The following is a 26,379-nucleotide window of genomic DNA, read 5'->3' on the forward strand; positions in this document are numbered from 1 at the left end:
TATTATGCACACCCCGCGCCGCTGAGAAAAAAGCGAAGCGGCACTGCTCTTTAACAATTTATCAGACAATCTGTGTGGGCACTCAAAGTGACATGGATTCTTAATGTCTTCGGACAATAAATGAATACCAAGTCTCAAAGAGTGAACACGTAATTCATTACGAAGTTTAATTCTACGAGCATCAAACTTAAATTGAAGAGTTTGATCATGGCTCAGATTGAACGCTGGCGGCAGGCCTAACACATGCAAGTCGAACGGTAACAGGAAGCAGCTTGCTGCTTTGCTGACGAGTGGCGGACGGGTGAGTAATGTCTGGGAAACTGCCCGATGGAGGGGGATAACTACTGGAAACGGTAGCTAATACCGCATAACGTCGCAAGACCAAAGAGGGGGACCTTCGGGCCTCTTGCCATCGGATGTGCCCAGATGGGATTAGCTAGTTGGTGAGGTAACGGCTCACCAAGGCGACGATCCCTAGCTGGTCTGAGAGGATGACCAGCCACACTGGAACTGAGACACGGTCCAGACTCCTACGGGAGGCAGCAGTGGGGAATATTGCACAATGGGCGCAAGCCTGATGCAGCCATGCCGCGTGTATGAAGAAGGCCTTCGGGTTGTAAAGTACTTTCAGCGGGGAGGAAGGTGTTGTGGTTAATAACCGCAGCAATTGACGTTACCCGCAGAAGAAGCACCGGCTAACTCCGTGCCAGCAGCCGCGGTAATACGGAGGGTGCAAGCGTTAATCGGAATTACTGGGCGTAAAGCGCACGCAGGCGGTCTGTCAAGTCGGATGTGAAATCCCCGGGCTCAACCTGGGAACTGCATTCGAAACTGGCAGGCTTGAGTCTCGTAGAGGGGGGTAGAATTCCAGGTGTAGCGGTGAAATGCGTAGAGATCTGGAGGAATACCGGTGGCGAAGGCGGCCCCCTGGACGAAGACTGACGCTCAGGTGCGAAAGCGTGGGGAGCAAACAGGATTAGATACCCTGGTAGTCCACGCCGTAAACGATGTCTATTTGGAGGTTGTTCCCTTGAGGAGTGGCTTCCGGAGCTAACGCGTTAAATAGACCGCCTGGGGAGTACGGCCGCAAGGTTAAAACTCAAATGAATTGACGGGGGCCCGCACAAGCGGTGGAGCATGTGGTTTAATTCGATGCAACGCGAAGAACCTTACCTGGTCTTGACATCCACAGAACCTTGTAGAGATACGAGGGTGCCTTCGGGAACTGTGAGACAGGTGCTGCATGGCTGTCGTCAGCTCGTGTTGTGAAATGTTGGGTTAAGTCCCGCAACGAGCGCAACCCTTATCCTTTGTTGCCAGCGGTCCGGCCGGGAACTCAAAGGAGACTGCCAGTGATAAACTGGAGGAAGGTGGGGATGACGTCAAGTCATCATGGCCCTTACGACCAGGGCTACACACGTGCTACAATGGCATATACAAAGAGAAGCGACCTCGCGAGAGTAAGCGGACCTCATAAAGTATGTCGTAGTCCGGATTGGAGTCTGCAACTCGACTCCATGAAGTCGGAATCGCTAGTAATCGTGGATCAGAATGCCACGGTGAATACGTTCCCGGGCCTTGTACACACCGCCCGTCACACCATGGGAGTGGGTTGCAAAAGAAGTAGGTAGCTTAACCTTCGGGAGGGCGCTTACCACTTTGTGATTCATGACTGGGGTGAAGTCGTAACAAGGTAACCGTAGGGGAACCTGCGGTTGGATCACCTCCTTACCTTAAAGAACCTGCCTTTGTAGTGCTCACACAGATTGTCTGATGAAAAGTGAATAGCAAGACGGCTACGAAGTCGTGACACATCGTGTCCCCTTCGTCTAGCGGTTAGGACTCCGCCCTTTCACGGCGGCAACAGGGGTTCGAATCCCCTAGGGGACGCCACTTGCTGGCTGTGAGTGAAAGGCACAACCAATCAGTATCTCAAAACTGACTTCAGAGTCATGTTTGAGATATTTGCTCTTTAAAAATCTGGATCAAGCTGAAAATTGAAACGACACACAGTCAATGTGTGTTCGAGTCTCTCAAATTTTCGCAACGCTGACGGTGTTTTACGAAACATCTTCGGGTTGTGAGGTTAAGCGACTAAGCGTACACGGTGGATGCCCTGGCAGTCAGAGGCGATGAAGGACGTGCTAATCTGCGAAAAGCGTCGGTAAGGTGATATGAACCGTTATAGCCGGCGATGTCCGAATGGGGAAACCCAGTGCAATTCGTTGCACTATCGTTAAGTGAATATATAGCTTAACGAGGCGAACCGGGGGAACTGAAACATCTAAGTACCCCGAGGAAAAGAAATCAACCGAGATTCCCCCAGTAGCGGCGAGCGAACGGGGAGCAGCCCAGAGCCTGAATCAGCATGTGTGTTAGTGGAACGGTCTGGAAAGGCCGGCGATACAGGGTGACAGCCCCGTACACAAAAGTGCATGTGTTGTGAGCTCGATGAGTAGGGCGGGACACGTGGTATCCTGTCTGAATATGGGGGGACCATCCTCCAAGGCTAAATACTCCTGACTGACCGATAGTGAACCAGTACCGTGAGGGAAAGGCGAAAAGAACCCCGGCGAGGGGAGTGAAAAAGAACCTGAAACCGTGTACGTACAAGCAGTGGGAGCCTCTTTATGGGGTGACTGCGTACCTTTTGTATAATGGGTCAGCGACTTATATTCTGTAGCAAGGTTAACCGAATAGGGGAGCCGAAGGGAAACCGAGTCTTAACTGGGCGTTAAGTTGCAGGGTATAGACCCGAAACCCGGTGATCTAGCCATGGGCAGGTTGAAGGTTGGGTAACACTAACTGGAGGACCGAACCGACTAATGTTGAAAAATTAGCGGATGACTTGTGGCTGGGGGTGAAAGGCCAATCAAACCGGGAGATAGCTGGTTCTCCCCGAAAGCTATTTAGGTAGCGCCTCGTGAACTCATCTTCGGGGGTAGAGCACTGTTTCGGCTAGGGGGTCATCCCGACTTACCAACCCGATGCAAACTGCGAATACCGAAGAATGTTATCACGGGAGACACACGGCGGGTGCTAACGTCCGTCGTGAAGAGGGAAACAACCCAGACCGCCAGCTAAGGTCCCAAAGTCATGGTTAAGTGGGAAACGATGTGGGAAGGCTCAGACAGCCAGGATGTTGGCTTAGAAGCAGCCATCATTTAAAGAAAGCGTAATAGCTCACTGGTCGAGTCGGCCTGCGCGGAAGATGTAACGGGGCTAAACCATGCACCGAAGCTGCGGCAGCGACACTATGTGTTGTTGGGTAGGGGAGCGTTCTGTAAGCCTGTGAAGGTGTGCTGTGAGGCATGCTGGAGGTATCAGAAGTGCGAATGCTGACATAAGTAACGATAAAGCGGGTGAAAAGCCCGCTCGCCGGAAGACCAAGGGTTCCTGTCCAACGTTAATCGGGGCAGGGTGAGTCGACCCCTAAGGCGAGGCCGAAAGGCGTAGTCGATGGGAAACAGGTTAATATTCCTGTACTTGGTGTTACTGCGAAGGGGGGACGGAGAAGGCTATGTTGGCCGGGCGACGGTTGTCCCGGTTTAAGCGTGTAGGTGTGTGTTCCAGGTAAATCCGGTTCACTTTAACACTGAGGCGTGATGACGAGGCACTACGGTGCTGAAGTAACAAATGCCCTGCTTCCAGGAAAAGCCTCTAAGCATCAGGTAACATCAAATCGTACCCCAAACCGACACAGGTGGTCAGGTAGAGAATACCAAGGCGCTTGAGAGAACTCGGGTGAAGGAACTAGGCAAAATGGTGCCGTAACTTCGGGAGAAGGCACGCTGATATGTAGGTGAAGTGATTTACTCATGGAGCTGAAATCAGTCGAAGATACCAGCTGGCTGCAACTGTTTATTAAAAACACAGCACTGTGCAAACACGAAAGTGGACGTATACGGTGTGACGCCTGCCCGGTGCCGGAAGGTTAATTGATGGGGTTATCCTTAGGGAGAAGCTCTTGATCGAAGCCCCGGTAAACGGCGGCCGTAACTATAACGGTCCTAAGGTAGCGAAATTCCTTGTCGGGTAAGTTCCGACCTGCACGAATGGCGTAATGATGGCCAGGCTGTCTCCACCCGAGACTCAGTGAAATTGAACTCGCTGTGAAGATGCAGTGTACCCGCGGCAAGACGGAAAGACCCCGTGAACCTTTACTATAGCTTGACACTGAACACTGGTCCTTGATGTGTAGGATAGGTGGGAGGCTTTGAAGTGTGGACGCCAGTCTGCATGGAGCCAACCTTGAAATACCACCCTTTAATGGCTGGTGTTCTAACGTGGGCCCGTAATCCGGGTTGCGGACAGTGTCTGGTGGGTAGTTTGACTGGGGCGGTCTCCTCCTAAAGAGTAACGGAGGAGCACGAAGGTTAGCTAATCCTGGTCGGACATCAGGAGGTTAGTGCAAAGGCATAAGCTAGCTTGACTGCGAGCGTGACGGCGCGAGCAGGTGCGAAAGCAGGTCTTAGTGATCCGGTGGTTCTGAATGGAAGGGCCATCGCTCAACGGATAAAAGGTACTCCGGGGATAACAGGCTGATACCGCCCAAGAGTTCATATCGACGGCGGTGTTTGGCACCTCGATGTCGGCTCATCACATCCTGGGGCTGAAGTAGGTCCCAAGGGTATGGCTGTTCGCCATTTAAAGTGGTACGCGAGCTGGGTTTAGAACGTCGTGAGACAGTTCGGTCCCTATCTGCCGTGGGCGCTGGAGAATTGAGGGGGGCTGCTCCTAGTACGAGAGGACCGGAGTGGACGCATCACTGGTGTTCGGGTTGTCATGCCAATGGCACTGCCCGGTAGCTAAATGCGGAAAAGATAAGTGCTGAAAGCATCTAAGCACGAAACTTGCCCCGAGATGAGTTCTCCCTGACCCTTTAAGGGTCCTGAAGGAACGTTGAAGACGACGACGTTGATAGGCCGGGTGTGTAAGCGCAGCGATGCGTTGAGCTAACCGGTACTAATGAACCGTGAGGCTTAACCTTACAACGCCGAAGCTGTTTTGGCGGATTTGAGAGAATTTTCAGTTCAGCTTGATAACAGATTATGTCACTTCGAGGAAACGGGGTGATAAAACAGAATTTGCCTGGCGGCTGTAGCGCGGTGGTCCCACCTGACCCCATGCCGAACTCAGAAGTGAAACGCCGTAGCGCCGATGGTAGTGTGGGGTCTCCCCATGTGAGAGTAGGGAACTGCCAGGCATCAAATTAAGCAGTAAACTGGTGTAAAAATCAGTGGTTGTAGAAAAATTCGGTGGAGCGGTAGTTCAGTTGGTTAGAATACCTGCCTGTCACGCAGGGGGTCGCGGGTTCGAGTCCCGTCCGTTCCGCCACCCTAATTAGGGGCGTAGTTCAATTGGTAGAGCACCGGTCTCCAAAACCGGGTGTTGGGAGTTCGAGTCTCTCCGCCCCTGCCAGAAAATAATCCTTAGCATTTGCTAAGGATTTTTTTTATCTATAGAACGCCTCTCCAGATACCGATCTCTTCCTTTAATGGCATCCTTGCCAACGTCATTTACACTTACTCTTCCAGTACCTCTACCTTTAGAAGATCTTTGATCAGCGCATGTTTATCGCTATTTTGCAGCCAAATAGCGTACAACGGACGCGAAAGTGTTGCGCTGTCTGCTACGGTATGCAACTCGCCCTTTTCTTTGGCCCAACGCGTGGGTAACCAGGTGCAACCATTCAGAGCGTGGAGTTGCTGTCTGGCCAGTTCAGCAGAACTGGTGGTAAGTACCGGAATTTCATCGGCGGCTATTAATCCCACTTCATTCTGTTGAAAATCCGGCCCCCACTCCAGACGCAGATAATTAAGCGCCTCTTTCATCGTCGAAGGGCTGGTGCAATATAACGCCAGGGTGAAATACCCCAGTAACTGGCTGCTAAATTCATCCATTTTTGGGGCTTCTGTGGTGATAAGTAGATCAAGCTGGCGTTCATGTAACTGTTTTACCAGTGACTGACGCTGTGCGATGCGGGCCTCGAATTGCAGACCGTTCTGGGGCTCTTGTGACTGGTACAAGCGCCCTAACCAGCCGTTAAGCATACACTCCCACAGCGACGCACTGGCACCGATTGAAAACTCATTATGCCTTGATGTATGGGCGACCTCTTTACGTGCCGCCTGCCATGTATTCATCAGCGTTTCTGCATAAGGCAGAAGCTTCTCGCCGGCCGCCGTTAAGCGGATATTATTTCTGTGACGGGTAAAAAGATTCACACCGAGTTGGTTTTCCAACTGTCTGATGCGAAAGCTAACCGCCGACTGAGTCAGGTAGAGCGCTTCCGCAGCCCGGCCAAAGTGGCGCGTTCGGCTAACTTCCAGGAAAGTTTTTAACAATTCCGTATCCACAGTGCTCTCCGCAAAATTATTTGTCGTTATGATTTAAATGTTTTGTTTTACACTCTGTCAAGCGTAACTAATACTCCGCGCCATAAATAGCTCGGCCAAAAGAATTAGGAGCGTGCAGGATGGCGGAAAGCTTTACGACGACTAATCGATATTTCGACAATAAATATTATCCACGCGGTTTCTCTCGTCATGGTGATTTCACCATCAAAGAGGCGCAACTGCTTGAACGTCATGGTTATGCCTTCAATGAGCTGGATCTGGGCAAACGTGAGCCGGTTACCGAAGAAGAGAGGCTCTTTGTTGCGGTATGTCGTGGTGAACGTGAGCCAGTGACCGAAGCGGAACGTGTCTGGTCTAAATACATGACGCGTATCAAGCGTCCAAAACGTTTCCACACCTTGTCCGGCGGTAAACCGCAGATGGAAGGTGCTGAGGACTACACAGAGTCTGATGACTAGTAAAAAAAGGGCCCAGGCCCTTTTTTTATATCAGTTGTTTCTGCAAGTGAGCAAGCAGTCGATCTATCGCCCGGTAGCTGACCGCTTCCTGCAAGTGTCGCCGCGAAATATGTTCGGCTTGCGCAAGGTCGGCAATGGTCCTTGAGACCTTTAATAAACGCTGCCAGGCCCGTATGGACAACCCAAGATGGATGAGTGTCTCCTCAAGCCACAGAGCATCTTCATCCGATAACGGACAGTGTTCACGTATCTCCCTGTTTTGCAGGAGCGCATTCAGTTTGCCCTGGCGTTTATGCTGACGTTCCTGCGCGGCAATGACCCGCTGTTTAACCGTAAAGCTGTTTTCTCCTTTTACACCGGGCTGGCTGAGTATCCCTGGCGGTGGTAAAGGGATTTCGAGAGAAAGATCAAAGCGGTCCAGAAAGGGACCTGAGAGCCGACTGAGATAACGTAATGTCTGTTCTGGTGTACTCCGGTTATGGTTACCCTGATAGTGTCCTGTGGGACTGGGATTCATTGCAGCCACCAGTTGAAAGCGCGCAGGATAGGTGATCTTAGCGCGCGTACGTGAAAGGTGGATCTGGCCAGACTCTATGGGTTCACGTAGGGCATCTAATGTTCGTCGTTCAAACTCAGGCAATTCATCAAGAAACAGTATGCCGTTGTGTGCCAACGAAATTTCGCCGGGTACGGGGATGGAACCGCCACCTACCATCGCTGTCAGGGATGCGCTGTGGTGCGGCGCGCGAAAAGGTCGCTGCTTCCACAGTTTTTGCACGCTGGTTGAGTTGACCAGGCTGAGGATGGCGGCGCTTTCCAGGGCCTCCTCATTACTCAACGCCGGTAACAGACCATTAAGGCGGCTGGCAAGCATCGTTTTCCCTGTACCCGGTGGGCCAACTAACAGCAGGTTATGCCCGCCTGCGGCGGTGATCTCAAGGCTGCGCTTTCCTTGCTCCTGACCAATAACATCGCTGAGATCGTCAGATGACGCGCAGGTCGTCCCGTCGCTAACTCCAGGATGGCTAAGATCATGCTTTCCTTCCAGGAATGCACAGACGTCTTGTAAATGATCGGCAATCAGACATCCCTCGCCATCAATCAGTCCAACCTCTTCTTCATTCTCTTTTGCCACAATAATGCCTCTTCCCGCTCGTATCGCTTCGGTTGCACTGGATATGGCGCCGGGAACGCCGCGTAATGCGCCTGTAAGCGCTAATTCACCCACTAACTCATATTGGTCGAGTTTATGTGTTGTAAGCTGCTCAGATGCAACCAGAAGCGCCACAGCAATAGGTAAATCATATCGCCCGCCCTCTTTAGGAAGATCGGCAGGGGCGAGATTGATGGTGATTTTCTTTGCGGGAAAGTCATATCCGCTATTAATGATCGCGCTGCGTACTCGGTCGCGCGCCTCTTTGACGGTTGTTTCTGGTAACCCCACCAGTGTTAAACCGGGCAGACCGTTACTGATATGTACTTCGATGGTAATCGCCGGTGCATTCACCCCCAGCGCAGCGCGTGTATGAACAATTGACAGTGACATAATCCCTCCAGGTGTCACTATTATGTCTGAACTCTTCTCTGCAATATCATTGCAGAATGGCGTTTATTCGCTGTGGTTTCCGCACTTTTAATGCAATTTGTCTGAGCTTTCTGTTTTACTGGAAGGGGGCTCACAGTCAGTTTTCCCCCTTCCCTGGCGCTTTGAAAAAGGGGTTTACTTCCGCCCCGGAAGTGAAATTTTTTCAATTCCTGGTTTTTGCATAAAAAACAATGGGTTTTCGCTAATCTGTTAGCTGAGTCAGAAAAATGAAAAGAAAAAAATCTTGTGCTATTGGCGAAATCTATGGTAACTCTTTAGGTATTCCTTCGAACAAGATGCAAGAATAGACAAAAATGACAGCCCTTCTACGAGTGATTAGCCTGGTCGTGATTAGCGTGGTGGTGATTATTATCCCATCGTGCGGGGCTGCACTTGGACGAGGAAAGGCTTAAAAATCAAGCCTTAACGAACTAAGACCCCCGCACCGAAAGGTCCGGGGGTTTTTTTTGACCTTAAAAACACAACAGAGGAACAGAAAATGAATAACAGCATAAAATTCTGTTTCTTAAGATTTACGACGGGGAACTAACTATGAATGGAGCACAGTGGGTGGTACATGCGTTGCGTGCACAGGGTGTCGAGACAGTATTCGGCTATCCCGGTGGCGCAATTATGCCGGTCTACGATGCGTTGTACGACGGTGGCGTGGAACACCTGCTGTGCCGACACGAACAGGGAGCGGCGATCGCTGCCATCGGTTATGCCCGTTCCACCGGTAAAACCGGAGTCTGCATTGCCACCTCTGGTCCCGGGGCAACCAACCTGATCACCGGACTTGCAGATGCACTGTTAGATTCGGTCCCTGTTGTGGCGATCACCGGGCAGGTTGCTGCGCCGCTTATCGGTACCGATGCGTTTCAGGAAGTGGACGTATTGGGGCTGTCCCTGGCCTGTACCAAGCACAGTTTTCTGGTGCAGTCGCTGGAAGAGTTGCCGCGCATCATGGCTGAGGCGTTTGAAGTCGCTAACTCTGGTCGTCCCGGCCCGGTTCTGGTGGATATCCCAAAAGATATCCAACTAGCCCGAGGGGAGTTGGAGCCGTACTTCACGACTGTCGAAAATGCGGCCGTTTTCCCTCACGCCGACGTTGAGCGGGCGCGAAAAATGCTGGCCCAGGCGCAAAAACCGATGCTGTACGTGGGGGGCGGTGTCGGGATGGCGCAGGCGGTTCCAGCGCTGCGTGAGTTTATTGCGGTAACGCAAATGCCGGTTGCCTGTACGCTGAAAGGATTGGGTGCTGTCGAGGCGGACTATCCTTACTATCAGGGGATGCTGGGCATGCATGGCACCAAAGCCGCGAACTTCGCCGTGCAGGAGTGTGATTTGCTGATTGCGGTAGGCGCTCGTTTTGATGACCGGGTGACCGGCAAACTGGATACCTTCGCGCCGCACGCCAGTGTGATTCATATGGATATCGACCCGGCTGAACTGAACAAACTGCGCCGGGCGCATGTCACCTTGCAGGGCGATTTGAATGCGTTGCTGCCAGCTCTGCAACAGACGCTCAACATCAATGAATGGCGTCAGCGTAATGCGGAACTGCGTACTGACCACACCTGGCGCTACGATCATCCAGGGGAAGCTATCTATGCGCCACTGCTGTTGAAACAACTGTCGGATCGTAAACCAGCCAACTGTGTGGTGACGACAGATGTCGGTCAGCATCAGATGTGGTCCGCGCAACATATGACGTACACTCGCCCGGAGAATTTCATCACCTCCAGCGGTTTAGGTACGATGGGCTTTGGTTTACCGGCTGCCGTTGGGGCGCAGGTTGCGCGACCGGACGACACCGTTATCTGTATCTCCGGTGACGGCTCCTTCATGATGAATGTTCAGGAGCTGGGCACCGTAAAACGTAAGCAGTTACCGTTGAAGATTGTCTTACTGGATAACCAACGGTTAGGTATGGTTCGACAATGGCAGCAGCTGTTTTTCCAGGAACGATATAGCGAAACCACCCTGACCGATAACCCCGATTTCCTCACGTTAGCCAGCGCCTTCGGCATCCCTGGCCAACACATCACCCGAAAAGACCAGGTTGAAGCGGCACTCGATACCCTGCTGAACAGCGACGGGCCATACCTGCTTCATGTCTCAATCGACGAACTTGAGAATGTCTGGCCACTGGTGCCGCCCGGCGCCAGCAATTCTGAAATGCTGGAGAAATTATCATGATGCAACATCAGGTCGCCGTAGAAGCTCGCTTTAATCCGGAAACACTGGAACGCGTATTACGTGTGGTACGCCATCGTGGTTTTCAGGTGTGCGCCATGAATATGGGCTCCGCTCGGGACGCGCAGAATATAAATATTGAATTGACCGTTGCCAGTCCGCTGTCGGTCGACTTACTGTTTAGTCAGTTAAGTAAGCTGGTCGATGTGGCACATGTTGCCATCTGCCAGAGCACAACCACATCACAACAAATCCGCGCGTAAGCGCAACAGGAAGAAGAAATGACGACGAAAAAAGCTGATTACATTTGGTTCAATGGCGAGATGGTTCGTTGGGAAGAGGCGAAAGTTCACGTGATGTCCCACGCGCTGCACTACGGTACGTCTGTATTTGAAGGCATCCGTTGCTATGACTCGCACAAAGGCCCGGTGGTGTTCCGTCATCGCGAACATATGCAGCGCCTGCATGATTCAGCCAAAATTTATCGTTTCCCGGTCTCCCAGAGTGTGGATGAGCTGATGGAAGCCTGCCGTGAGGTGATCCGTAAAAACAACCTGACCAGCGCCTATATTCGTCCACTGGTGTTTGTTGGCGATGTGGGGATGGGCGTGAATCCACCTCCGGGATACACCACTGACGTCATTATCGCCGCGTTCCCGTGGGGTGCGTACCTGGGTGCCGAAGCGCTGGAACAAGGGATCGATGCGATGGTTTCCTCGTGGAACCGTGCCGCGCCAAACACAATCCCGACTGCGGCAAAAGCGGGGGGGAACTACCTCTCGTCACTGCTGGTAGGTAGCGAAGCACGTCGTCATGGCTATCAGGAAGGCATCGCGCTGGATGTGAATGGCTACATTTCTGAAGGTGCCGGTGAAAACTTGTTTGAGGTGAAAGACGGTGTGCTGTTTACCCCGCCATTTACCTCTTCCGCGCTGCCGGGGATCACCCGTGACGCTATCATCAAACTGGCGAAAGAACTGGGTATTGAAGTCCGCGAGCAGGTTCTGTCCCGCGAATCCCTGTATCTGGCGGATGAAGTGTTCATGTCCGGTACAGCGGCGGAAATCACGCCGGTTCGCAGCGTTGACGGTATCCAGGTAGGCGAAGGCCGCTGTGGACCTGTCACCAAACGCGTCCAGCAAGCTTTCTTCGGTCTGTTTACTGGCGAAACCGAGGACAAATGGGGCTGGTTGGATTCAGTAAACCAATAACAAAATTAATATTTCCCCCAAATAATTCACGTTGCAGGAAGGCGGCAACGCAGCGAGTTCCCAGGAGCTTACTTTAGTAAGTGACTGGGATGAGCGAGGCAGCCAACGCACCTGCGGCGTGAAGTATATAGGGGGAAAGACAGACGGGAGTTAATCAAGCATGCCTAAGTACCGTTCCGCCACCACTACTCATGGCCGCAATATGGCAGGAGCCCGCGCGCTGTGGCGCGCAACCGGAATGACCGATGCCGATTTCGGCAAACCGATCATTGCCGTCGTGAACTCATTCACCCAGTTTGTGCCAGGGCACGTGCATTTGCGCGATCTCGGTAAGCTGGTCGCTGAACAGATTGAAGCATCGGGCGGCGTGGCTAAAGAGTTCAACACCATTGCCGTGGATGATGGTATCGCCATGGGCCACGGGGGCATGCTTTATTCACTGCCGTCGCGCGAACTGATCGCTGATTCGGTGGAGTACATGGTGAATGCCCATTGCGCCGATGCAATGGTCTGTATTTCCAACTGCGACAAAATCACCCCGGGGATGCTGATGGCCTCTCTGCGCCTGAACATTCCGGTGATCTTTGTTTCCGGTGGTCCGATGGAGGCCGGGAAAACCAAGCTTTCTGACAAAATCATCAAGCTCGATCTGGTTGATGCCATGATTCAGGGAGCGGACCCGAAAGTCTCTGACGATCAGAGCAATCAGGTTGAACGCTCTGCCTGCCCGACCTGCGGCTCCTGTTCCGGGATGTTTACCGCGAACTCGATGAACTGCCTGACCGAAGCGCTGGGCCTGTCGCAGCCGGGTAACGGCTCGCTGCTGGCGACCCATGCCGACCGTAAGCAGTTGTTCCTCAATGCCGGTAAACGCATTGTTGAACTGACCAAACGTTATTACGAGCAGGATGACACCTCTGCGCTACCGCGCAATATTGCCTGCAAGGCGGCGTTTGAAAATGCGATGACGCTGGATATCGCGATGGGCGGCTCCACCAATACTGTTCTGCACCTGCTGGCAGCGGCGCAGGAGGCGGAGATCGACTTCACGATGAGTGATATCGACAAGCTTTCCCGTAAAGTGCCGCAGCTGTGCAAAGTGGCGCCGAGTACGCAGAAATACCACATGGAAGATGTTCACCGTGCGGGCGGCGTGTTGGGGATTCTGGGCGAACTGGATCGTGCGAGCCTGTTGAACCGGGACGTGAAAAACGTGTTGGGGCTGACGCTGCCGCAAACCCTTGAGCAGTACGACATCACGGTGACGCAAGATGATGCCGTGAAGCAGATGTTCCGCGCGGGTCCGGCGGGTATTCGCACCACAGAAGCGTTCTCACAGGATTGCCGCTGGGACTCGCTGGATGACGATCGCGCCGAAGGCTGTATCCGCTCGCTGGAACATGCTTACAGCAAAGACGGTGGCCTGGCGGTACTTTACGGTAACTTCGCGGAAAATGGCTGCATTGTCAAAACTGCCGGCGTGGATGACAGCATTCTGAAATTCACTGGCCCGGCCAAAGTGTATGAAAGCCAGGATGAGGCGGTTGACGCGATCCTCGGCGGCAAAGTGGTGGCAGGCGACGTGGTCGTAATCCGCTACGAAGGGCCAAAAGGCGGGCCAGGGATGCAGGAAATGCTCTACCCAACGACTTTCCTTAAATCGATGGGCCTCGGCAAAGCGTGTGCGCTGGTCACCGACGGTCGTTTCTCTGGCGGCACCTCCGGCCTCTCCATTGGTCACGTTTCACCGGAAGCGGCCAGCGGCGGTAATATCGCGATCATTGAAGATGGCGACATGATTGCTATTGATATTCCAAACCGTGGCATTCAGCTGCAGTTGAGCGATGCGGAAATTGCTGCGCGTCGTGAAGCGCAGGAAGCTCGCGGCGACAAAGCCTGGACACCGAAAGATCGTCAGCGCCAGGTGTCGTTTGCGCTGCGCGCCTATGCCAGCCTGGCGACCAGCGCCGATAAAGGCGCGGTACGCGATAAATCGAAACTGGGAGGCTGATGATGGCCGAATCACAACCTCTGTCAGCTGCCCCGGAAGGGGCAGAATATCTGCGCGCGGTGCTCCGCGCGCCGGTATACGAAGCCGCGCAGGTGACACCGCTGCAAAAAATGGAAAAGCTTTCGTCGCGCCTTGATAACGTGATTCTTGTGAAGCGTGAAGACCGACAGCCGGTTCACAGCTTCAAGCTTCGCGGTGCTTACGCGATGATGGCGGGGCTGACCGAGGCGCAAAAAGCTCACGGGGTGATCACCGCGTCTGCGGGCAACCATGCCCAGGGCGTGGCGTTCTCTTCCGCTCGTCTGGGCGTAAAGGCACTGATCGTGATGCCTGTTGCGACGGCGGATATCAAAGTCGATGCCGTTCGTGGTTTCGGCGGCGAAGTGCTGCTGCATGGTGCAAACTTTGATGAAGCAAAAGCGAAAGCGATTGAACTGTCGCAGCAGCAGGGTTTTACCTGGGTTCCACCGTTCGATCATCCAATGGTGATCGCCGGTCAGGGGACGCTGGCGCTGGAATTGCTCCAACAGGATGCTCATCTCGATCGCGTGTTTGTGCCGGTTGGCGGCGGCGGTCTGGCGGCGGGCGTCGCGGTACTGATCAAACAGCTGATGCCGCAAATCAAAGTCATTGCGGTGGAGGCGGAAGACTCCGCCTGTCTGAAAGCGGCGCTGGAGGCGGGTCATCCGGTCGATCTTCCCCGCGTCGGCCTGTTTGCAGAAGGCGTGGCGGTGAAGCGCATTGGGGATGAAACCTTTCGTCTGTGTCAGGAATATCTCGACGACATCATCACCGTGGATAGCGATGCGATTTGCGCGGCGATGAAAGACCTGTTTGAAGATGTGCGCGCAGTGGCAGAGCCTTCCGGCGCGCTGGCGCTGGCGGGAATGAAAAAGTACGTTGCCCAGCACAACATTCGCGGCGAACGTCTGGCGCATATCCTTTCCGGCGCTAACGTCAATTTCCACGGCCTGCGCTATGTTTCTGAGCGTTGCGAACTGGGCGAACAGCGCGAAGCGCTACTGGCGGTAACCATTCCGGAAGAAAAAGGTAGCTTCCTGAAGTTTTGCCAGTTGCTGGGCGGTCGCTCGGTCACCGAGTTTAACTATCGCTTTGCCGATGATAAGAACGCCTGCATTTTTGTCGGCGTTCGGCTGAGCAGGGGCATGGAAGAACGCACCGAGATCCTGAATCTGCTGCGCGACGGCGGCTATAGCGTGGTCGATCTCTCCGATGACGAAATGGCGAAACTGCACGTGCGCTACATGGTTGGTGGGCGTCCCTCTAAGCCGCTACAGGAGCGCTTATTCAGCTTCGAGTTTCCGGAATCTCCAGGCGCGCTGCTCAAGTTTTTGCATACGCTGGGCACCCACTGGAATATCTCATTATTCCATTACCGTAGTCACGGCACGGATTATGGCCGTGTACTGGCTGCGTTTGAACTGGGCGAGCACGAACCGGATTTCGAAACGCGACTGCAAGAACTGGGTTATGAGTGTCACGACGAAACAAACAACCCGGCATTCCGCTTTTTCCTCGCGGGTTAAGTGCTGCAGAACGAGGGATAACCTGAGTGGTTATCCCTCGCCATTTATTTTTCCCCTCTCTTAACCTTCTGCGTTGAATATTTTTGTTGTTAATGAATCTCTACCATAAAAATGTGATGTAATTCATAATAAAAAGCTCACCATGTTGCGCTAGACTTAGCTCATCTTTTGGGGGCAATACTCATCGCTTAACCATCGTTCCTGAATTAATATTGTCCTCAGTTAATTTTTAGCAGTTAGAGAGGATATTCGGATGAAAACGGATATAGTGAATGAGAATGAGCAGGGATGTGAATATTTTATGCCTCAACTCACGTTTCTCAATAAGCATTACAGTAATGCTACTGATTTTTTTTCTTCTATATTTTTATTGTTGAAAGAGAAAGGTTACGTCCGCGACTCTTTCCTTGACGCCATTCTTACTCGAGAGCAATTGTATCCTACAGGTCTACCTACGTCGCCAGTGGCCATTGCACTCCCTCATACTGACCCGCAACATATTCTCCATCCCTTTATCTCTGTGACACGTTTATCGCATCCCATCGCCTGGCAGGAAATGGGGAATAACGATAACACGCTCTATATTCAATTTATTGTCCTTCTGGGTTTTATTGACCACAGCAGTCACTTGACTGCGCTGCAAAAATTGATGGATTGCCTTGCTGATGAAGAGGTCGTCCAGGCGCTATGTGAAATAGACGATGTAGAGACCTTTCTCTGTGCTCTCACATCAAGACTGCAATTAAATAAGGATTTATGAGATGAAAAAAGTCATTGTTGCATGTGGAAGCGGCGTTGCGACCTCACAGACAGTTGCCAGTAAAGTGATGCGCTTATTGAATGAACGCAATCAGACGCACATTAAAGTTGAAGTTGTTGATCTTAAATCTCTCGAGAGCCATATCAAAGATAGTGCTGCTTATATCGCAATTACTAAAGTCGATAAACAATATCCTATCCCCGTGATTAACGGTATTGCATTTTTGACCGGTATGGGTATGGAGCAAGAATTACAAAAGATCATTGATGCCTGTAAATAAGGCGTAGCTCTTTAATCCGTATAATTATTTTTAGTGGGGAAGTGCTATGGACTTTCTTGGTGTAGTCATAAATTACATTCTGAATTTAGGTGCGCCGGTTTTTGTGCCCTTTATTATGCTGTTAGCCGGGTTGGTGGTACGGATGAAATTCCGTGATGCTGCTTCGGCAGCGATTACGCTGGGCGTGGCGTTTGTGGGAATGAGTATGCTGATCGGTTTTATGGTTGATGCTATCGGCGTTGCCGCACAAACAATGATGAATCGTACTGGTCTGGAACTGAGTATCGTTGATGGCGGCTGGACGACGATGGCGAATATTTCCTGGGCCTGGCCTTACGCTTTCGCTATGTTCCCGCTTCAGGTTGGCGTGAACATTGTGATGCTGATGCTGAACAAGACCAATACGTTTAACGCGGATCTCTGGAACGTCTGGGGAAAAATTTTCACCGCCTTTATCGTCGTCAGCGTCACCACCCCGCTGTTCGGTGCTGCCTGGAGCCTGGCATTAGCATTCCTCATTGCCGCCTTCCAGATTATCGTTGAACTTAACGCTGGGGACATTCACCAACACCGTATAGAAAAACTAACGGGTATACCCGGGGTGACCTGTACTCACCGTATGGTGTTCTTTGGCGCGATTTACTATCCGTTCGATCTGTTGCTGCGTAAAATCCCCGTATGTAATAAACCTATGGACGCCACGGCACTGCGCACCAAAGTAGGGGTGTTCGCGGAAAACCACATTATTGGTTTTATTCTGGGGATCTTGTTCGGGATTATTGCGGGCTACAGTGTAGCGAAAACGCTGACGCTGGGCGTCCAGGCTGCCACTGCACTTGTGCTGTTCCCGATGATTTCTAAGCTCTTTATGCAAGCGCTGTCACCGATCTCAGAAGCGATCAGTGATTACATGAACAAGAAATTCTCTGGGCGTAAGTTGTTTGTCGGAATTGACTGGCCGTTTATGGGGGGGGCCAGTGAAATCTGGTTCGCCATTATTGTTGCCATTCCTTTCACACTCATCTGGGCGTTGATTCTGCCCGGCAATAAGATTTTACCTTTCGCCGGTATTATCAACATTTCCCTGATCGTCCCGGCCTATCTGGTGACGAGGGGTAATACCTTGCGCATGGTGATCCTGAGTATTATTGGCGTACCGTTCTTCTTGTTTGTCGGGACGCAGTTCGCCCCAATGATCACCGAACTGGGACAAGCAACAAAGGCGATTACTATTCCGGCGGGTCAACTTATTTCAAACAGCTCAATTGATGCACCGGTCTTTACCTACGCCTTTTCTTTCTTGTTTAAATTCCTTGAAGGCAACCTTGTTCCGCTGATTTTCGCCATCTGGTGGGGATGCGGCTACTTCTTCTACTCCCGCGAATTACGCCGTGAAAGCAGCCTGGCGCAGCAGGAAGCCGAGCAGCAGGAGAAGATTCAACAAGCGTAACACGGGATTTTATCTCCCTGTCCGGCGGCAGAATCCGTTGCCGGACTTTCTCATCTCAGGAGAGTCGACATGGCTATGGATAAACGAGTCGTAGCGGTTCTGGACGCCATCGTGAACGAGCCCGGCATTACAGGGACGAAACTTGAAGAGCAGTTTCGCCTGACGCGAAAGCAATTAAGCTATACGTTGAAGAAGGTGAATGACTATCTGGAATCAAACCATTTTGATCGTATCAATCGTCTGAAAACCGGGAAGTTGCATATCCCGCGCCATGTGATTGAGCATTTTCGACAGAATCAGACTGCGCAAACCGATCATCGTTATCTCTTTTCAGAAGAGGAACGTGGGCAAATGATCATTTTCATGCTGCTGACGCGTAGCGAAAGACTGTCGCTACTGCATCTCTCTTCATCGCTGGGGGTGAGTCAGAACACCATCATTACTGACCTGAAAAAGGTGCGCCTGGAGGTGATTACGCACAGTCTGGAGATTAGCTATGACCGGGGTAATGGTTACCATATTCTTGGTGAGGAACTGGAGAAACGCTATCTTCTGCTGAACTGCCTGCGTCGAGTGCTGGAAATTCCTGTCGCGAAAAATATCATTGCGCAATACAACAATGTGATGAGTGAGCATCTGGAAAAGGTGGGGCAAATTTTTAGTGAAATTGAGAAGCGTTTTAAAATTCAATTTACCGACCGTCAACTTCAGGAATTGATCTATTTTATCAGTTTTGTCCTACACCGAATTAAATCCGGTAAGCACCTGGTCACAATTCCAGGCAGTTATGCTGATATCATTCGCAGCAGAGAATTTACCCTGATGCAAAGTGTTGTTAGTAAAATAAATATTAATAGTGATAATGAACTTATTTTTCTTACAGCATTGATACAAAGCTCTAATATTCAGAGTATCGCCGATAAATACTTTCATCTTGATACTATCTTGCTGGAAAGTGTAGTTTCAGTGGTTGATAGTTTTGAAAAAATAAGCTGTGTCACGATTAAAGAGAAAAACGAACTCATTGAAAAAATCTATCAGCACTGGAAGCCAGCCTATTATCGCATCCGTTATCATTTGCCTAATACCAGCAGTGTTTATGATCTGGTCGTAAAAGAATTTAGCCATCTGCACGAGATGGTGCGCCGTGCGGCAGTTCCGTTTGAGAAGCTATTACACTGCGTCATTCCCGATGAGGAGATGGCTTTTCTGACGGTGCTGTTTGGTGGTTGGCTGACGCGTGAAGGTGTTATCCACCAAATTAATCTACAGAAAACAGCGGTGGTGGTGTGTGAAAATAGTGCAACCATCTCAACTTATCTGTTTTTGACGTTGCAGGTATTGTTCCCGGAACTGCACTTTACCCATGTGTTGTCCCGACGCGAGTTTGAGCGCTACACCGGGCATTATGATGTGGTCTTCTCCACCACTCATCTGAATACCAGCAAAATCGTTTTTGTGGTAAATCCATCCATCAGCAACATCCATAAAAGCGCCTTTCGCAACCACGTGATCAGTGCGCTACAGGGCGTAGACCCAAACATTATCCAGATTGAACAGCTACTGCTGATTTTCGAGCGCTTTGGCAACATCATCGATCACAAAGGACTGCAGAGGGCGCTTGCCAGCTATATCTACGATGAGAATAACACCGCAAACGCGGTAGGCAGCATGGAGCCACCAACGCCGTCGCTGACCGATTTGCTCACGAAAGAACACGTCCAGTTTGTCGCTGAACTACCCGACTCCTGGCAGATGGCAATAACTCTTGCTTCGGAATCTTTGTTGCGCTCTGGAGTGATTGAGTCACGCTACGTGCAGATCATGCTGCACAAAATTACCGAGGAGCAACCCTGGATCATGCTGGCCGACGGGGTAATTATTGCCCATGCAGGCGTTGATGATGGCGCGCTGGATACCGGCATGGCGCTATTACGCCTGCCCTATAAGATTGCTATTGCCGATTATATGCAGGCCGATATTATCATCGTCCTCGCCACCCATAATCCGCAGAAGCACCTTAAGGCGCTTGCGCAATTAAATGAATTTCTTGAGTTCTATGATGGCGGAAATGTTATTCGCCGTGCGTTGGATGAATATGCGCTAATTAATGAATTAGTCCACCATCATTAAATATTAAAACTCTGCTGCAGTTTCTCGCTGCAGCGATATATCACGGCAATGGTTGTCGCGATAGCGCTCGCCCTTACCATCTGACACAGGATAAATATTATGTTAGAGATTCAGAAAAAACACGTCGTTGAAATGGCCAGAACCGCTCAACAGTGGGGATTATGTAAACATAAAGCGGGTAATTCCAGCGTAAGAGATAAAGACTCAGGGCTTATTCTGGTGACCCCGACCACCCTCGATAAAATGCAGCTAACCCCCAGAGATATTGTCGTGATGGACGTTGAGGCGAACGTGATTGAAAGTGAAGCCGGTTTACGCCCAACCAGTGAATGTCTGATGCATATTGAGATCTATAAGGCGCGACCAGACATTTTCGCCATTTCCCATACTCACTCCCTCTATGCTACCTCATTTGCCGTGCTGAATAAGCCTATCCCGGCAGTGGTGTATGAATGTGCAATCCTCAATCTGAAAGATGGGATGATCCCAGTGGCGCCATATGGTCGCCCGGGCACGCTCGCATTGTCGACCAGTGTGATTGAACCGATTAAACGTGCCGACGCTATTCTGATGGAAAAACATGGCGCTATTGGCGTGGACAAAGATCCGTATGAGGCCGTGCTGAAATCTGCCTACCTCGAAGAGATGGCGCAGATTTATTACCACGCGCTGGTTATTAACGGGGGTAAAGAGCCAGAGTCCTTCGCTGCGGAAGAGTTGCAGCGCTGGGCGTACCCGTCACAGATTAAATTTGTCTGCTAATCGACGTCCCCGCCCACCGGGCGGGAAATTCATGGAGAGAACGCATGAAAAAATTTATCAATCAGGCAGAGGATTTTATTCCGGAGATGCTGGAAGGTATTTATCTGGCGCACCCTGACCGCTTCGGTTTCGTTAATGACGATCGGCATTGTCTGGTGACCGCGCGCCCGGTACCGGGAAAGGTCGGCATCATCACCGGTGGAGGTTCCGGACACTTGCCGTTGTTTCTGGGGTATGTCGGTCGGGGGATGCTGGACGGTTGCGCGATTGGCGATGTGTTCCAGTCACCCTCACCGGAGCAGATTCTGGCTGTCACTCAGGCGGTGGATAGCGGCGCGGGCGTGCTTTACCTTTACGGCAACTACAATGGCGATATTTTTAATTTTGACATCGCGGCGGAAATGGCCGACATGGAGAGCGATATTCGTACCCGTACCGTGGTCGCTGCTGACGATTCGGCTGGTGCGGCCTCGGGCAGCGAAGGGGTGATAACGCGACGCGGCGTGGCAGGGATTTTCTTTGTCTACAAATGCGCAGGGGCGGCGGCGGCCAGAATGGATGACCTCGATACGGTACAGCGTATCGCCCAAAAAGCCGGGGATCGCGTGCGTACGCTAGGTGTGGCGCTGTCGCCATGTATCGTCCCGCGAATGGGTAAACCGGGTTTTCACATTGGCGACAATGAGATGGAAATCGGTATGGGTATTCACGGTGAAAGTGGGATCCGTCGTGGACCGCTGCTGAGCGCCGGGAAGATTGCCGAAGAGATGATGTCCTGGTTGCTGGCCGACTCGCCTTGCCAGCAGGGTGATGAAGTGGCGGTCCTGATTAACGGTCTTGGCGCGACGCCGCTGGAAGAGCTGTATCTGATGTACCGCCATGTGCATCAGATTCTGGCACAGAGCAATATTCGTGTCTTCCGAGTCTGGGTTGGTGAGTTTGCTACGGCAATGGAGATGGCCGGGATGTCCATTAGTCTAATGCCGTTGGATGACGAGCTGAAGTCGCTACTGAATGCCGAAGCCGATACGCCGATGTTCCGGCAGTTATCGGCTTAAGGGGGCGAGATGGTGTTAGATGTTGAAAGCCTGCGCCCGCTTTTTGCCGAGTGGGCCCACGTGATGCAGAGTAACAAACAGGTGCTGACAGAACTGGATAGCGTGGTCGGCGACGGAGATCTGGGGCTGACCATGAGCGATGGTTTTGCGGCGGCGTATGCCTGTGCGCAGCAGAGTGACGAGTGCGATTTGGGGCGCTTTTTTTATAAGGTGGGCAAGGTAATGGCATCAGCGGTGCCCTCTACGATGGGCACGCTGATGGCCTCTGGCCTGATGCAGGTGGGCAAAGTGCTAAAGGGGCGAGAGACCCTGACTCTGTCAGATGCTGGCGTGTTGTTTCAGGCCTGGTTTGACGGCGTACAGCAGCGTGGTAAGGCGCAGCCGGGCGAAAAGACTTTTCTTGACGGTATGGTTCCGGCGCTGGCAGCGCTGCGTTCACCTGCTGCGCCACTGAAACAGGCACGAGAAGCGTTGTGGCTGGCGCAGCAGGGCGTGCAGCAGACCACCACTATGGTGGCTAAACATGGTCGTGCGGCTATCCACGGTGAGCGTTCCCGATCGTTTGTCGACCCGGGCGCGATGGTCGCCCAGCTTTTGATACAGGGTTATTTTAACTTTGTTCAGGCTATTTGCCCGGCTGACGGGCGGTGAAAAAGGAATTGCTACTATGTTGAAAGAGGTTGTGAGGATCAGTAATCAGCACGGTATTCACGCGCGCCCGGCAGGCGTTCTGGCTAAAGCCTGTGCTCAGTATCAATCACGGATTGAGATGATCTACGACGGCAAAACCATTAAGGGGAAAAGTATCATGAGCATCCTGGGTGCGGGGATCAAAGGAAAAGGTTCGCTGGAGATCATTTGCAGCGGTAGCGATGAAGAAGAAGCGATGGAGGAGCTGAAGATATTGTTTGCTGAAGGTTTTGGTTTTGACTAATGCGTCTCCAGAAACAACCTTAAAAACCGGCATACAGCGCCGGTTTTTTGTTTTCTGTTAACCAGACTAATTGGCGAATTCGGCCATAAACTGCAGAATCAACGCCATCGACACAGCGCCAGGATCGCAATGACCAATGGACCGTTCGCCGAGATTTTTTGCGCGGCCAAAACGTGCGACCATTGCGGAAGTGCTCTCTGCACCTGCCATCGCTGCCTGGGCGCAGTGTGATAACGCTTGCGGTAGCGGCAGGGCAATGTCGATTTCGGCCTGTTCTGATGCAGCAGCCAGAGCATCGACCATGGTTTTATCCCCTGGCTTCGCACCACCACGCTGATGGATAGCGTTACTACCAGCGTTCAGCCACTTTGCCAACGTGGTGGCGTCAAACTCAACACAACCCGTCAATTCTTTCCCTCCCGCGCGGAACAAGGTGCCGAAGATGGCACCGGAAGCGCCGCCCATGCTGGTCATCAGTCGTGTACCACTTTTCAGCAGGCATTCCCCGATATCCGTTGGAGAAAAATCTGGAGATGCGAGTTGCGCATGCAGGGCTGTGAAGCCGCGCTTGATACCAATGCCGTGATCGCCGTCGCCAATCATCTGATCGAGCGTGGTCAAGCGAGGCTCGCTGGCGATCATGCCTTCTGATACGTGTAGCAGGCAGGCGATAAATTGTGTGGTATTCATCTTATTTTCTCCAGCCTGGGGTGTTGATGGGATAGTCGTACAGTCGCTGCATTTCGTCATCCAGACGCAGCATACTGAGCGAAAAACCGGACATCTCCAGTGAAGTACAGAAGTGGCCAACCTGTACGTCATAGGTCGTGATACCACGCTCATTCAGCGCCATACCAACCTTACGGGTTATCACCATCAGTTCGGTGTTGCTTAAGGAGCCCAGATTATTGACGCTGATACAAATCTTATCGCCGCGGGTGAAGGGCAGATCGGCGCACAACCGTGCGATCATCATCTCGACCAGTTCATCAGTATGTGGCATGGGAATACGGCACAATCCCGGTTCACCATGAATGCCGATACCCAGCTCGATCTCGTTATCCGCCAGCGTAAAGTTAAAAGTGTCGGACTGAGGTAGCGCACAGCCGCTGAGCGCCACACCGAGAGTACGTGTATTGTGGTTGGCTTTCTGCGCCAGCGCTTCCAGCGCAGGCAACGAGTAGTGCTCAAACTGCGCCGCCGCCCCTGCCAGTTTGTACAAAAACGCCAGCCCACCGACACCTCTACGGTCGGATATTCTTTCTGGCGGTGCAGAGGCGATATCATCAGTGGCGCGAACAGTACGGCACTCAATGCCCTCTTCCGCCAGAATTTCAGCGGCGATGTCAAAGTTCATGCCATCACCTGAATAGTTGCCGTAGAGGAAAAGCACGCCGTTGCCCTGATGGACTGCGCGGCTGGCTTCGATAATCTGGTCGGGAGAGGGCGAGGTAAAGACCTCGCCCAGCGCGCAGGCATCGATACCACCTTCGCCAACAAATCCAGCAAATGTCGGCTCGTGGCCGCTGCCACCGCCGCTGACAATCACTACCTGCTCATCCTGCGGCATGGTGCGATAAACTGCGCAGTACTCCGGCAAGGTGTGAATTTTTCCCATCCCGACGTACTCCAGCCCCTGCAGGATTTCACTGCGGATATTATCGGTATTATTGAACAGCTTTTTCGGTTTTTGCATCGTCTCACCCTCTCGTAAGGTACTGTTTCTTTAGTGACGATTTTACCTGTGACGCTCGCTCAGCCCTGGTTCCTTTGATACCAATTAATCTCCTGCCTGAGGGGCATGATTTCAGGTTGCTATTTGAGGATTTTCTGGATAGTTATGAGGGAGGTAATAGACATCGTTAAGCGAGGCAAGCAGATGGCTGGACGCTTTCAGGGATTTGCACAGGAAGGGCTGACGTTTCTTCAGCAGGTAAAAATTGAAAACGATAAAACGTGGTTCGAGGAGCACCGTTTTATTTACGATCGCAGCATACTCACGCCGTTTCGGGCACTGGTGGATGACTTAGCGCCGGTGATGTCAGAGATTGATCCGCTGCTGGAAACCCGTTCCGCTATCGGCAAAACGCTATCGCGTATTCACCGTGATACCCGTTTTTCCCATGACAAATCGCTTTACCGCAGCCGGATGTGGCTGACCTTCAAACGTTCAGCCAAGAACTGGACCGATGCCCCCGCGTATTTTTTTGAAATCAGCCCGGATACATTGCGTTACGGACTGGGTTATTACAGCGCCAGTAAGCCGACGATGGATCTGTTTCGTCATACGCTAAAACAGCGGCCCACGCAGTTTCTGGAAGTGGCTGACTGTTGTCGGGCGCCGTTTGAGCTGGTGGGGGAGCGCTATAAGCGACTGCTGGTAAAGGATCTTGATCCGACGATTTCCGACTGGTATCACCGTAAATCCTTTGCGGCAATGGCAACGGATACTGATGTGGAAAAACTCTTCCGCGCCGATCTGGTGACGCTGCTGGCTGACGGTTTCCGCCAACTGGAACCGCTGTACCAATGGTTAATGCAGGTAGAAACCCTGAAGCAAATAGACCCGGCGGATCTGTAACCGTTACCGACCTTCGTCGATTTTCCTCTCAAGGACAATTTTCCAGAACGCGTCGATGAGCGGCTCATGCAGCCGCTTTTTCGGTGCGCAGACGCCCAGCTCAAACGGCGTTTTCTCATCGCTACGTTCCAGAATCATCACGCGATTGCGCACCGGTTCGGGGCTGTTTTCCAGTACCACTTCGGGCAACAACGCCACACCGCAGCCAAGCGCGACCATCGACACCATCGCTTCATGACCGCCCACGGTGGCGTAAATTTGCGGATTGCTGATTTTATGACGACGGAACCACAGTTCAATGCGGCGGCGCACCGGTCCCTGATCGGCCATGATGAAGGGCACTGTAGACCAGTCGGGTTTCTCCACTGACACCTGATTGCGTACCGGGCAGGGTAGCGCCGGGGCAATGAGCACCACCGCCAGATTTTCCAGCATCGAAAACGCCACCGCGCCGGGCAGTGTCTCCGGCTTTCCGGCAATCGCCAGATCCGCTTCGCCGGTCACTACCTTTTCCATTGCATCGGCGGCGTCGCCGGTGGTGAGCTTTATTTCTACCGAGGGATGTTCAGCGCGAAATCTGTCGAGGATCGGTGGCAGATGGCTATAGGCTGCGGTAACCGAACAGAAGATATGCAATTCACCCGACAACGACGGGCCTTGCTGATCGAGGGTGTGGCGCAGCTGCTGATACTGCAATAGCGTCTGTTGGGCAAACGTTCGCAGCTCTTCACCCGCTTCGGTCAGCGTGACCGTGCGGTTATCGCGGACAAACAGCGGCTGGCCGAGGTCTTCCTCAAGGCGTTGGATCTGCCGTGATAACGTCGAAGGGCTGACGTGCATGGCCCGCGCGCTGCGGCCAAAGTGGCGGCTTTCCGCCAGATGCAGGAACATTTTCAGATCGCGTAAATCCACGGACTTCACTCCACCTTTTGACATTGCAAATATTGCAACGTGACGTTGTGAATATATCAATTTCCGCAATAAATTTCCTGTTGTAAGGTGGTTTCAATCTCGCAAAACGCGAACCGAACAATAAGACAGTACAACATCACGA

The 26,379-nt window shown here is 52.2% G+C and carries 21 protein-coding genes, 3 tRNA genes and 3 rRNA genes; 22 read left to right on the forward strand and 5 right to left on the reverse strand.

Annotated elements, in window-relative coordinates; translation table 11 throughout:
* Positions 1-189 precede the first annotated feature (189 nt).
* From GBC03_04580 to GBC03_04605, 6 genes are all read left to right on the forward strand, one after another.
* Positions 190-1,741: ribosomal RNA gene (locus GBC03_04580) — 16S ribosomal RNA — on the forward strand.
* Positions 1,742-1,818: 77 nt separating this feature from the next.
* Positions 1,819-1,893: transfer RNA gene (locus tag GBC03_04585), tRNA-Glu, on the forward strand.
* A gap of 182 nt (positions 1,894-2,075) precedes the next feature.
* A 23S ribosomal RNA gene (locus GBC03_04590) occupies positions 2,076-5,007 on the forward strand.
* 83 nt (positions 5,008-5,090) lie between these two features.
* Positions 5,091-5,206, forward strand: a 5S ribosomal RNA gene (gene rrf / locus GBC03_04595).
* The 16S, 23S and 5S rRNA genes sit together here with 3 tRNA genes alongside, the layout of an rRNA operon.
* 54 nt (positions 5,207-5,260) lie before the next feature.
* Positions 5,261-5,337: transfer RNA gene (locus GBC03_04600), tRNA-Asp, on the forward strand.
* Between the two features lie 8 nt (positions 5,338-5,345).
* Positions 5,346-5,421: transfer RNA gene (locus GBC03_04605), tRNA-Trp, on the forward strand.
* Positions 5,422-5,525: 104 nt separating this feature from the next.
* Here GBC03_04605 and hdfR read toward each other — a convergent pair.
* The gene (gene hdfR, locus GBC03_04610) at positions 5,526-6,359 is read right to left on the reverse strand and encodes an HTH-type transcriptional regulator HdfR (protein QFS69539.1); all 834 of its coding nucleotides are present in this window, start codon (positions 6,357-6,359) and stop codon (positions 5,526-5,528) included.
* Positions 6,360-6,478: 119 nt separating this feature from the next.
* On the opposite strand from hdfR, the gene maoP reads away from it, so the two are divergent.
* On the forward strand, positions 6,479-6,817 hold the full coding sequence (gene maoP / locus GBC03_04615; protein QFS69540.1) for a macrodomain Ori organization protein MaoP: 339 nt from the start codon (positions 6,479-6,481) through the stop codon (positions 6,815-6,817).
* Positions 6,818-6,842: 25 nt separating this feature from the next.
* Here maoP and GBC03_04620 read toward each other — a convergent pair whose 3' ends face one another.
* Positions 6,843-8,363 carry a YifB family Mg chelatase-like AAA ATPase gene (locus GBC03_04620; protein ID QFS69541.1) on the reverse strand — a complete coding sequence of 507 codons (1,521 nt, stop codon included), beginning with the start codon at positions 8,361-8,363 and terminating at the stop codon, positions 6,843-6,845.
* Between the two features lie 353 nt (positions 8,364-8,716).
* Between GBC03_04620 and ilvL the strand changes: the two genes are divergently transcribed.
* From ilvL to GBC03_04690, 14 genes are all read left to right on the forward strand, one after another.
* Complete coding sequence (gene ilvL / locus GBC03_04625) at positions 8,717-8,815, forward strand: ilv operon leader peptide (GenBank protein ID QFS69542.1); 99 nt, start codon at positions 8,717-8,719, stop codon at positions 8,813-8,815.
* 139 nt (positions 8,816-8,954) lie between these two features.
* Positions 8,955-10,601 (forward strand): acetolactate synthase 2 catalytic subunit, encoded by a 1,647-nt coding sequence (locus tag GBC03_04630; GenBank protein ID QFS69543.1) that lies wholly within the window; start codon positions 8,955-8,957, stop codon positions 10,599-10,601.
* Positions 10,598-10,861 carry an acetolactate synthase 2 small subunit gene (gene ilvM / locus GBC03_04635; protein ID QFS69544.1) on the forward strand — a complete coding sequence of 88 codons (264 nt, stop codon included), beginning with the start codon at positions 10,598-10,600 and terminating at the stop codon, positions 10,859-10,861. The genes GBC03_04630 and ilvM overlap by 4 nt, the downstream gene beginning before the upstream one ends.
* A gap of 18 nt (positions 10,862-10,879) precedes the next feature.
* On the forward strand, positions 10,880-11,809 hold the full coding sequence (gene ilvE / locus GBC03_04640) for a branched-chain-amino-acid transaminase (GenBank protein QFS69545.1): 930 nt from the start codon (positions 10,880-10,882) through the stop codon (positions 11,807-11,809).
* Between the two features lie 160 nt (positions 11,810-11,969).
* Entirely contained in the window at positions 11,970-13,820 is a 1,851-nt protein-coding gene (gene ilvD / locus GBC03_04645) for a dihydroxy-acid dehydratase (GenBank protein QFS69546.1), read from the forward strand.
* A gap of 2 nt (positions 13,821-13,822) precedes the next feature.
* Complete coding sequence (ilvA, locus tag GBC03_04650; GenBank protein ID QFS73915.1) at positions 13,823-15,367, forward strand: threonine ammonia-lyase, biosynthetic; 1,545 nt, start codon at positions 13,823-13,825, stop codon at positions 15,365-15,367.
* A gap of 253 nt (positions 15,368-15,620) precedes the next feature.
* Positions 15,621-16,127: a PTS sugar transporter subunit IIA gene (locus tag GBC03_04655; GenBank protein ID QFS69547.1), complete on the forward strand. Its 507-nt coding sequence runs from the start codon at positions 15,621-15,623 to the stop codon at positions 16,125-16,127.
* A gap of 1 nt (position 16,128) precedes the next feature.
* Positions 16,129-16,407 (forward strand): PTS galactitol transporter subunit IIB, encoded by a 279-nt coding sequence (locus GBC03_04660; protein QFS69548.1) that lies wholly within the window; start codon positions 16,129-16,131, stop codon positions 16,405-16,407.
* A gap of 46 nt (positions 16,408-16,453) precedes the next feature.
* On the forward strand, positions 16,454-17,857 hold the full coding sequence (locus GBC03_04665; GenBank protein ID QFS69549.1) for a PTS galactitol transporter subunit IIC: 1,404 nt from the start codon (positions 16,454-16,456) through the stop codon (positions 17,855-17,857).
* A 69-nt stretch (positions 17,858-17,926) separates the two neighbouring features.
* On the forward strand, positions 17,927-19,990 hold the full coding sequence (locus GBC03_04670) for a PRD domain-containing protein (GenBank protein ID QFS69550.1): 2,064 nt from the start codon (positions 17,927-17,929) through the stop codon (positions 19,988-19,990).
* Positions 19,991-20,089: 99 nt separating this feature from the next.
* A complete protein-coding gene (locus GBC03_04675) occupies positions 20,090-20,752 on the forward strand; it encodes a class II aldolase/adducin family protein (protein ID QFS69551.1) in 663 nt (220 codons plus the stop codon).
* A 44-nt stretch (positions 20,753-20,796) separates the two neighbouring features.
* Complete coding sequence (gene dhaK / locus GBC03_04680; GenBank protein QFS69552.1) at positions 20,797-21,810, forward strand: dihydroxyacetone kinase subunit DhaK; 1,014 nt, start codon at positions 20,797-20,799, stop codon at positions 21,808-21,810.
* A gap of 9 nt (positions 21,811-21,819) precedes the next feature.
* Entirely contained in the window at positions 21,820-22,461 is a 642-nt protein-coding gene (locus GBC03_04685) for a DAK2 domain-containing protein (protein QFS69553.1), read from the forward strand.
* Positions 22,462-22,477: 16 nt separating this feature from the next.
* A complete protein-coding gene (locus GBC03_04690) occupies positions 22,478-22,744 on the forward strand; it encodes an HPr family phosphocarrier protein (protein ID QFS69554.1) in 267 nt (88 codons plus the stop codon).
* 66 nt (positions 22,745-22,810) lie between these two features.
* Here the strand turns inward: GBC03_04690 and dhaL are convergent, their stop codons facing one another.
* Positions 22,811-23,434, reverse strand: coding sequence for a dihydroxyacetone kinase subunit L (gene dhaL, locus GBC03_04695; GenBank protein ID QFS69555.1), 624 nt, complete (start codon positions 23,432-23,434; stop codon positions 22,811-22,813).
* Between the two features lies 1 nt (position 23,435).
* A complete protein-coding gene (locus GBC03_04700; protein QFS69556.1) occupies positions 23,436-24,440 on the reverse strand; it encodes a dihydroxyacetone kinase in 1,005 nt (334 codons plus the stop codon).
* Positions 24,441-24,623: 183 nt separating this feature from the next.
* Between GBC03_04700 and GBC03_04705 the strand changes: the two genes are divergently transcribed.
* A complete protein-coding gene (locus GBC03_04705; protein QFS69557.1) occupies positions 24,624-25,325 on the forward strand; it encodes a TIGR02453 family protein in 702 nt (233 codons plus the stop codon).
* A 3-nt stretch (positions 25,326-25,328) separates the two neighbouring features.
* On the opposite strand, the gene ilvY is transcribed toward GBC03_04705, so the two are convergent.
* Positions 25,329-26,237: an HTH-type transcriptional activator IlvY gene (gene ilvY / locus GBC03_04710; GenBank protein QFS69558.1), complete on the reverse strand. Its 909-nt coding sequence runs from the start codon at positions 26,235-26,237 to the stop codon at positions 25,329-25,331.
* Between the last annotated feature and the right edge of the window lie 142 nt (positions 26,238-26,379).

The organism is Citrobacter telavivensis (assembly GCA_009363175.1).
In the GTDB taxonomy this organism is placed as follows: Bacteria; Pseudomonadota; Gammaproteobacteria; order Enterobacterales; family Enterobacteriaceae; genus Citrobacter_A; species Citrobacter_A telavivensis.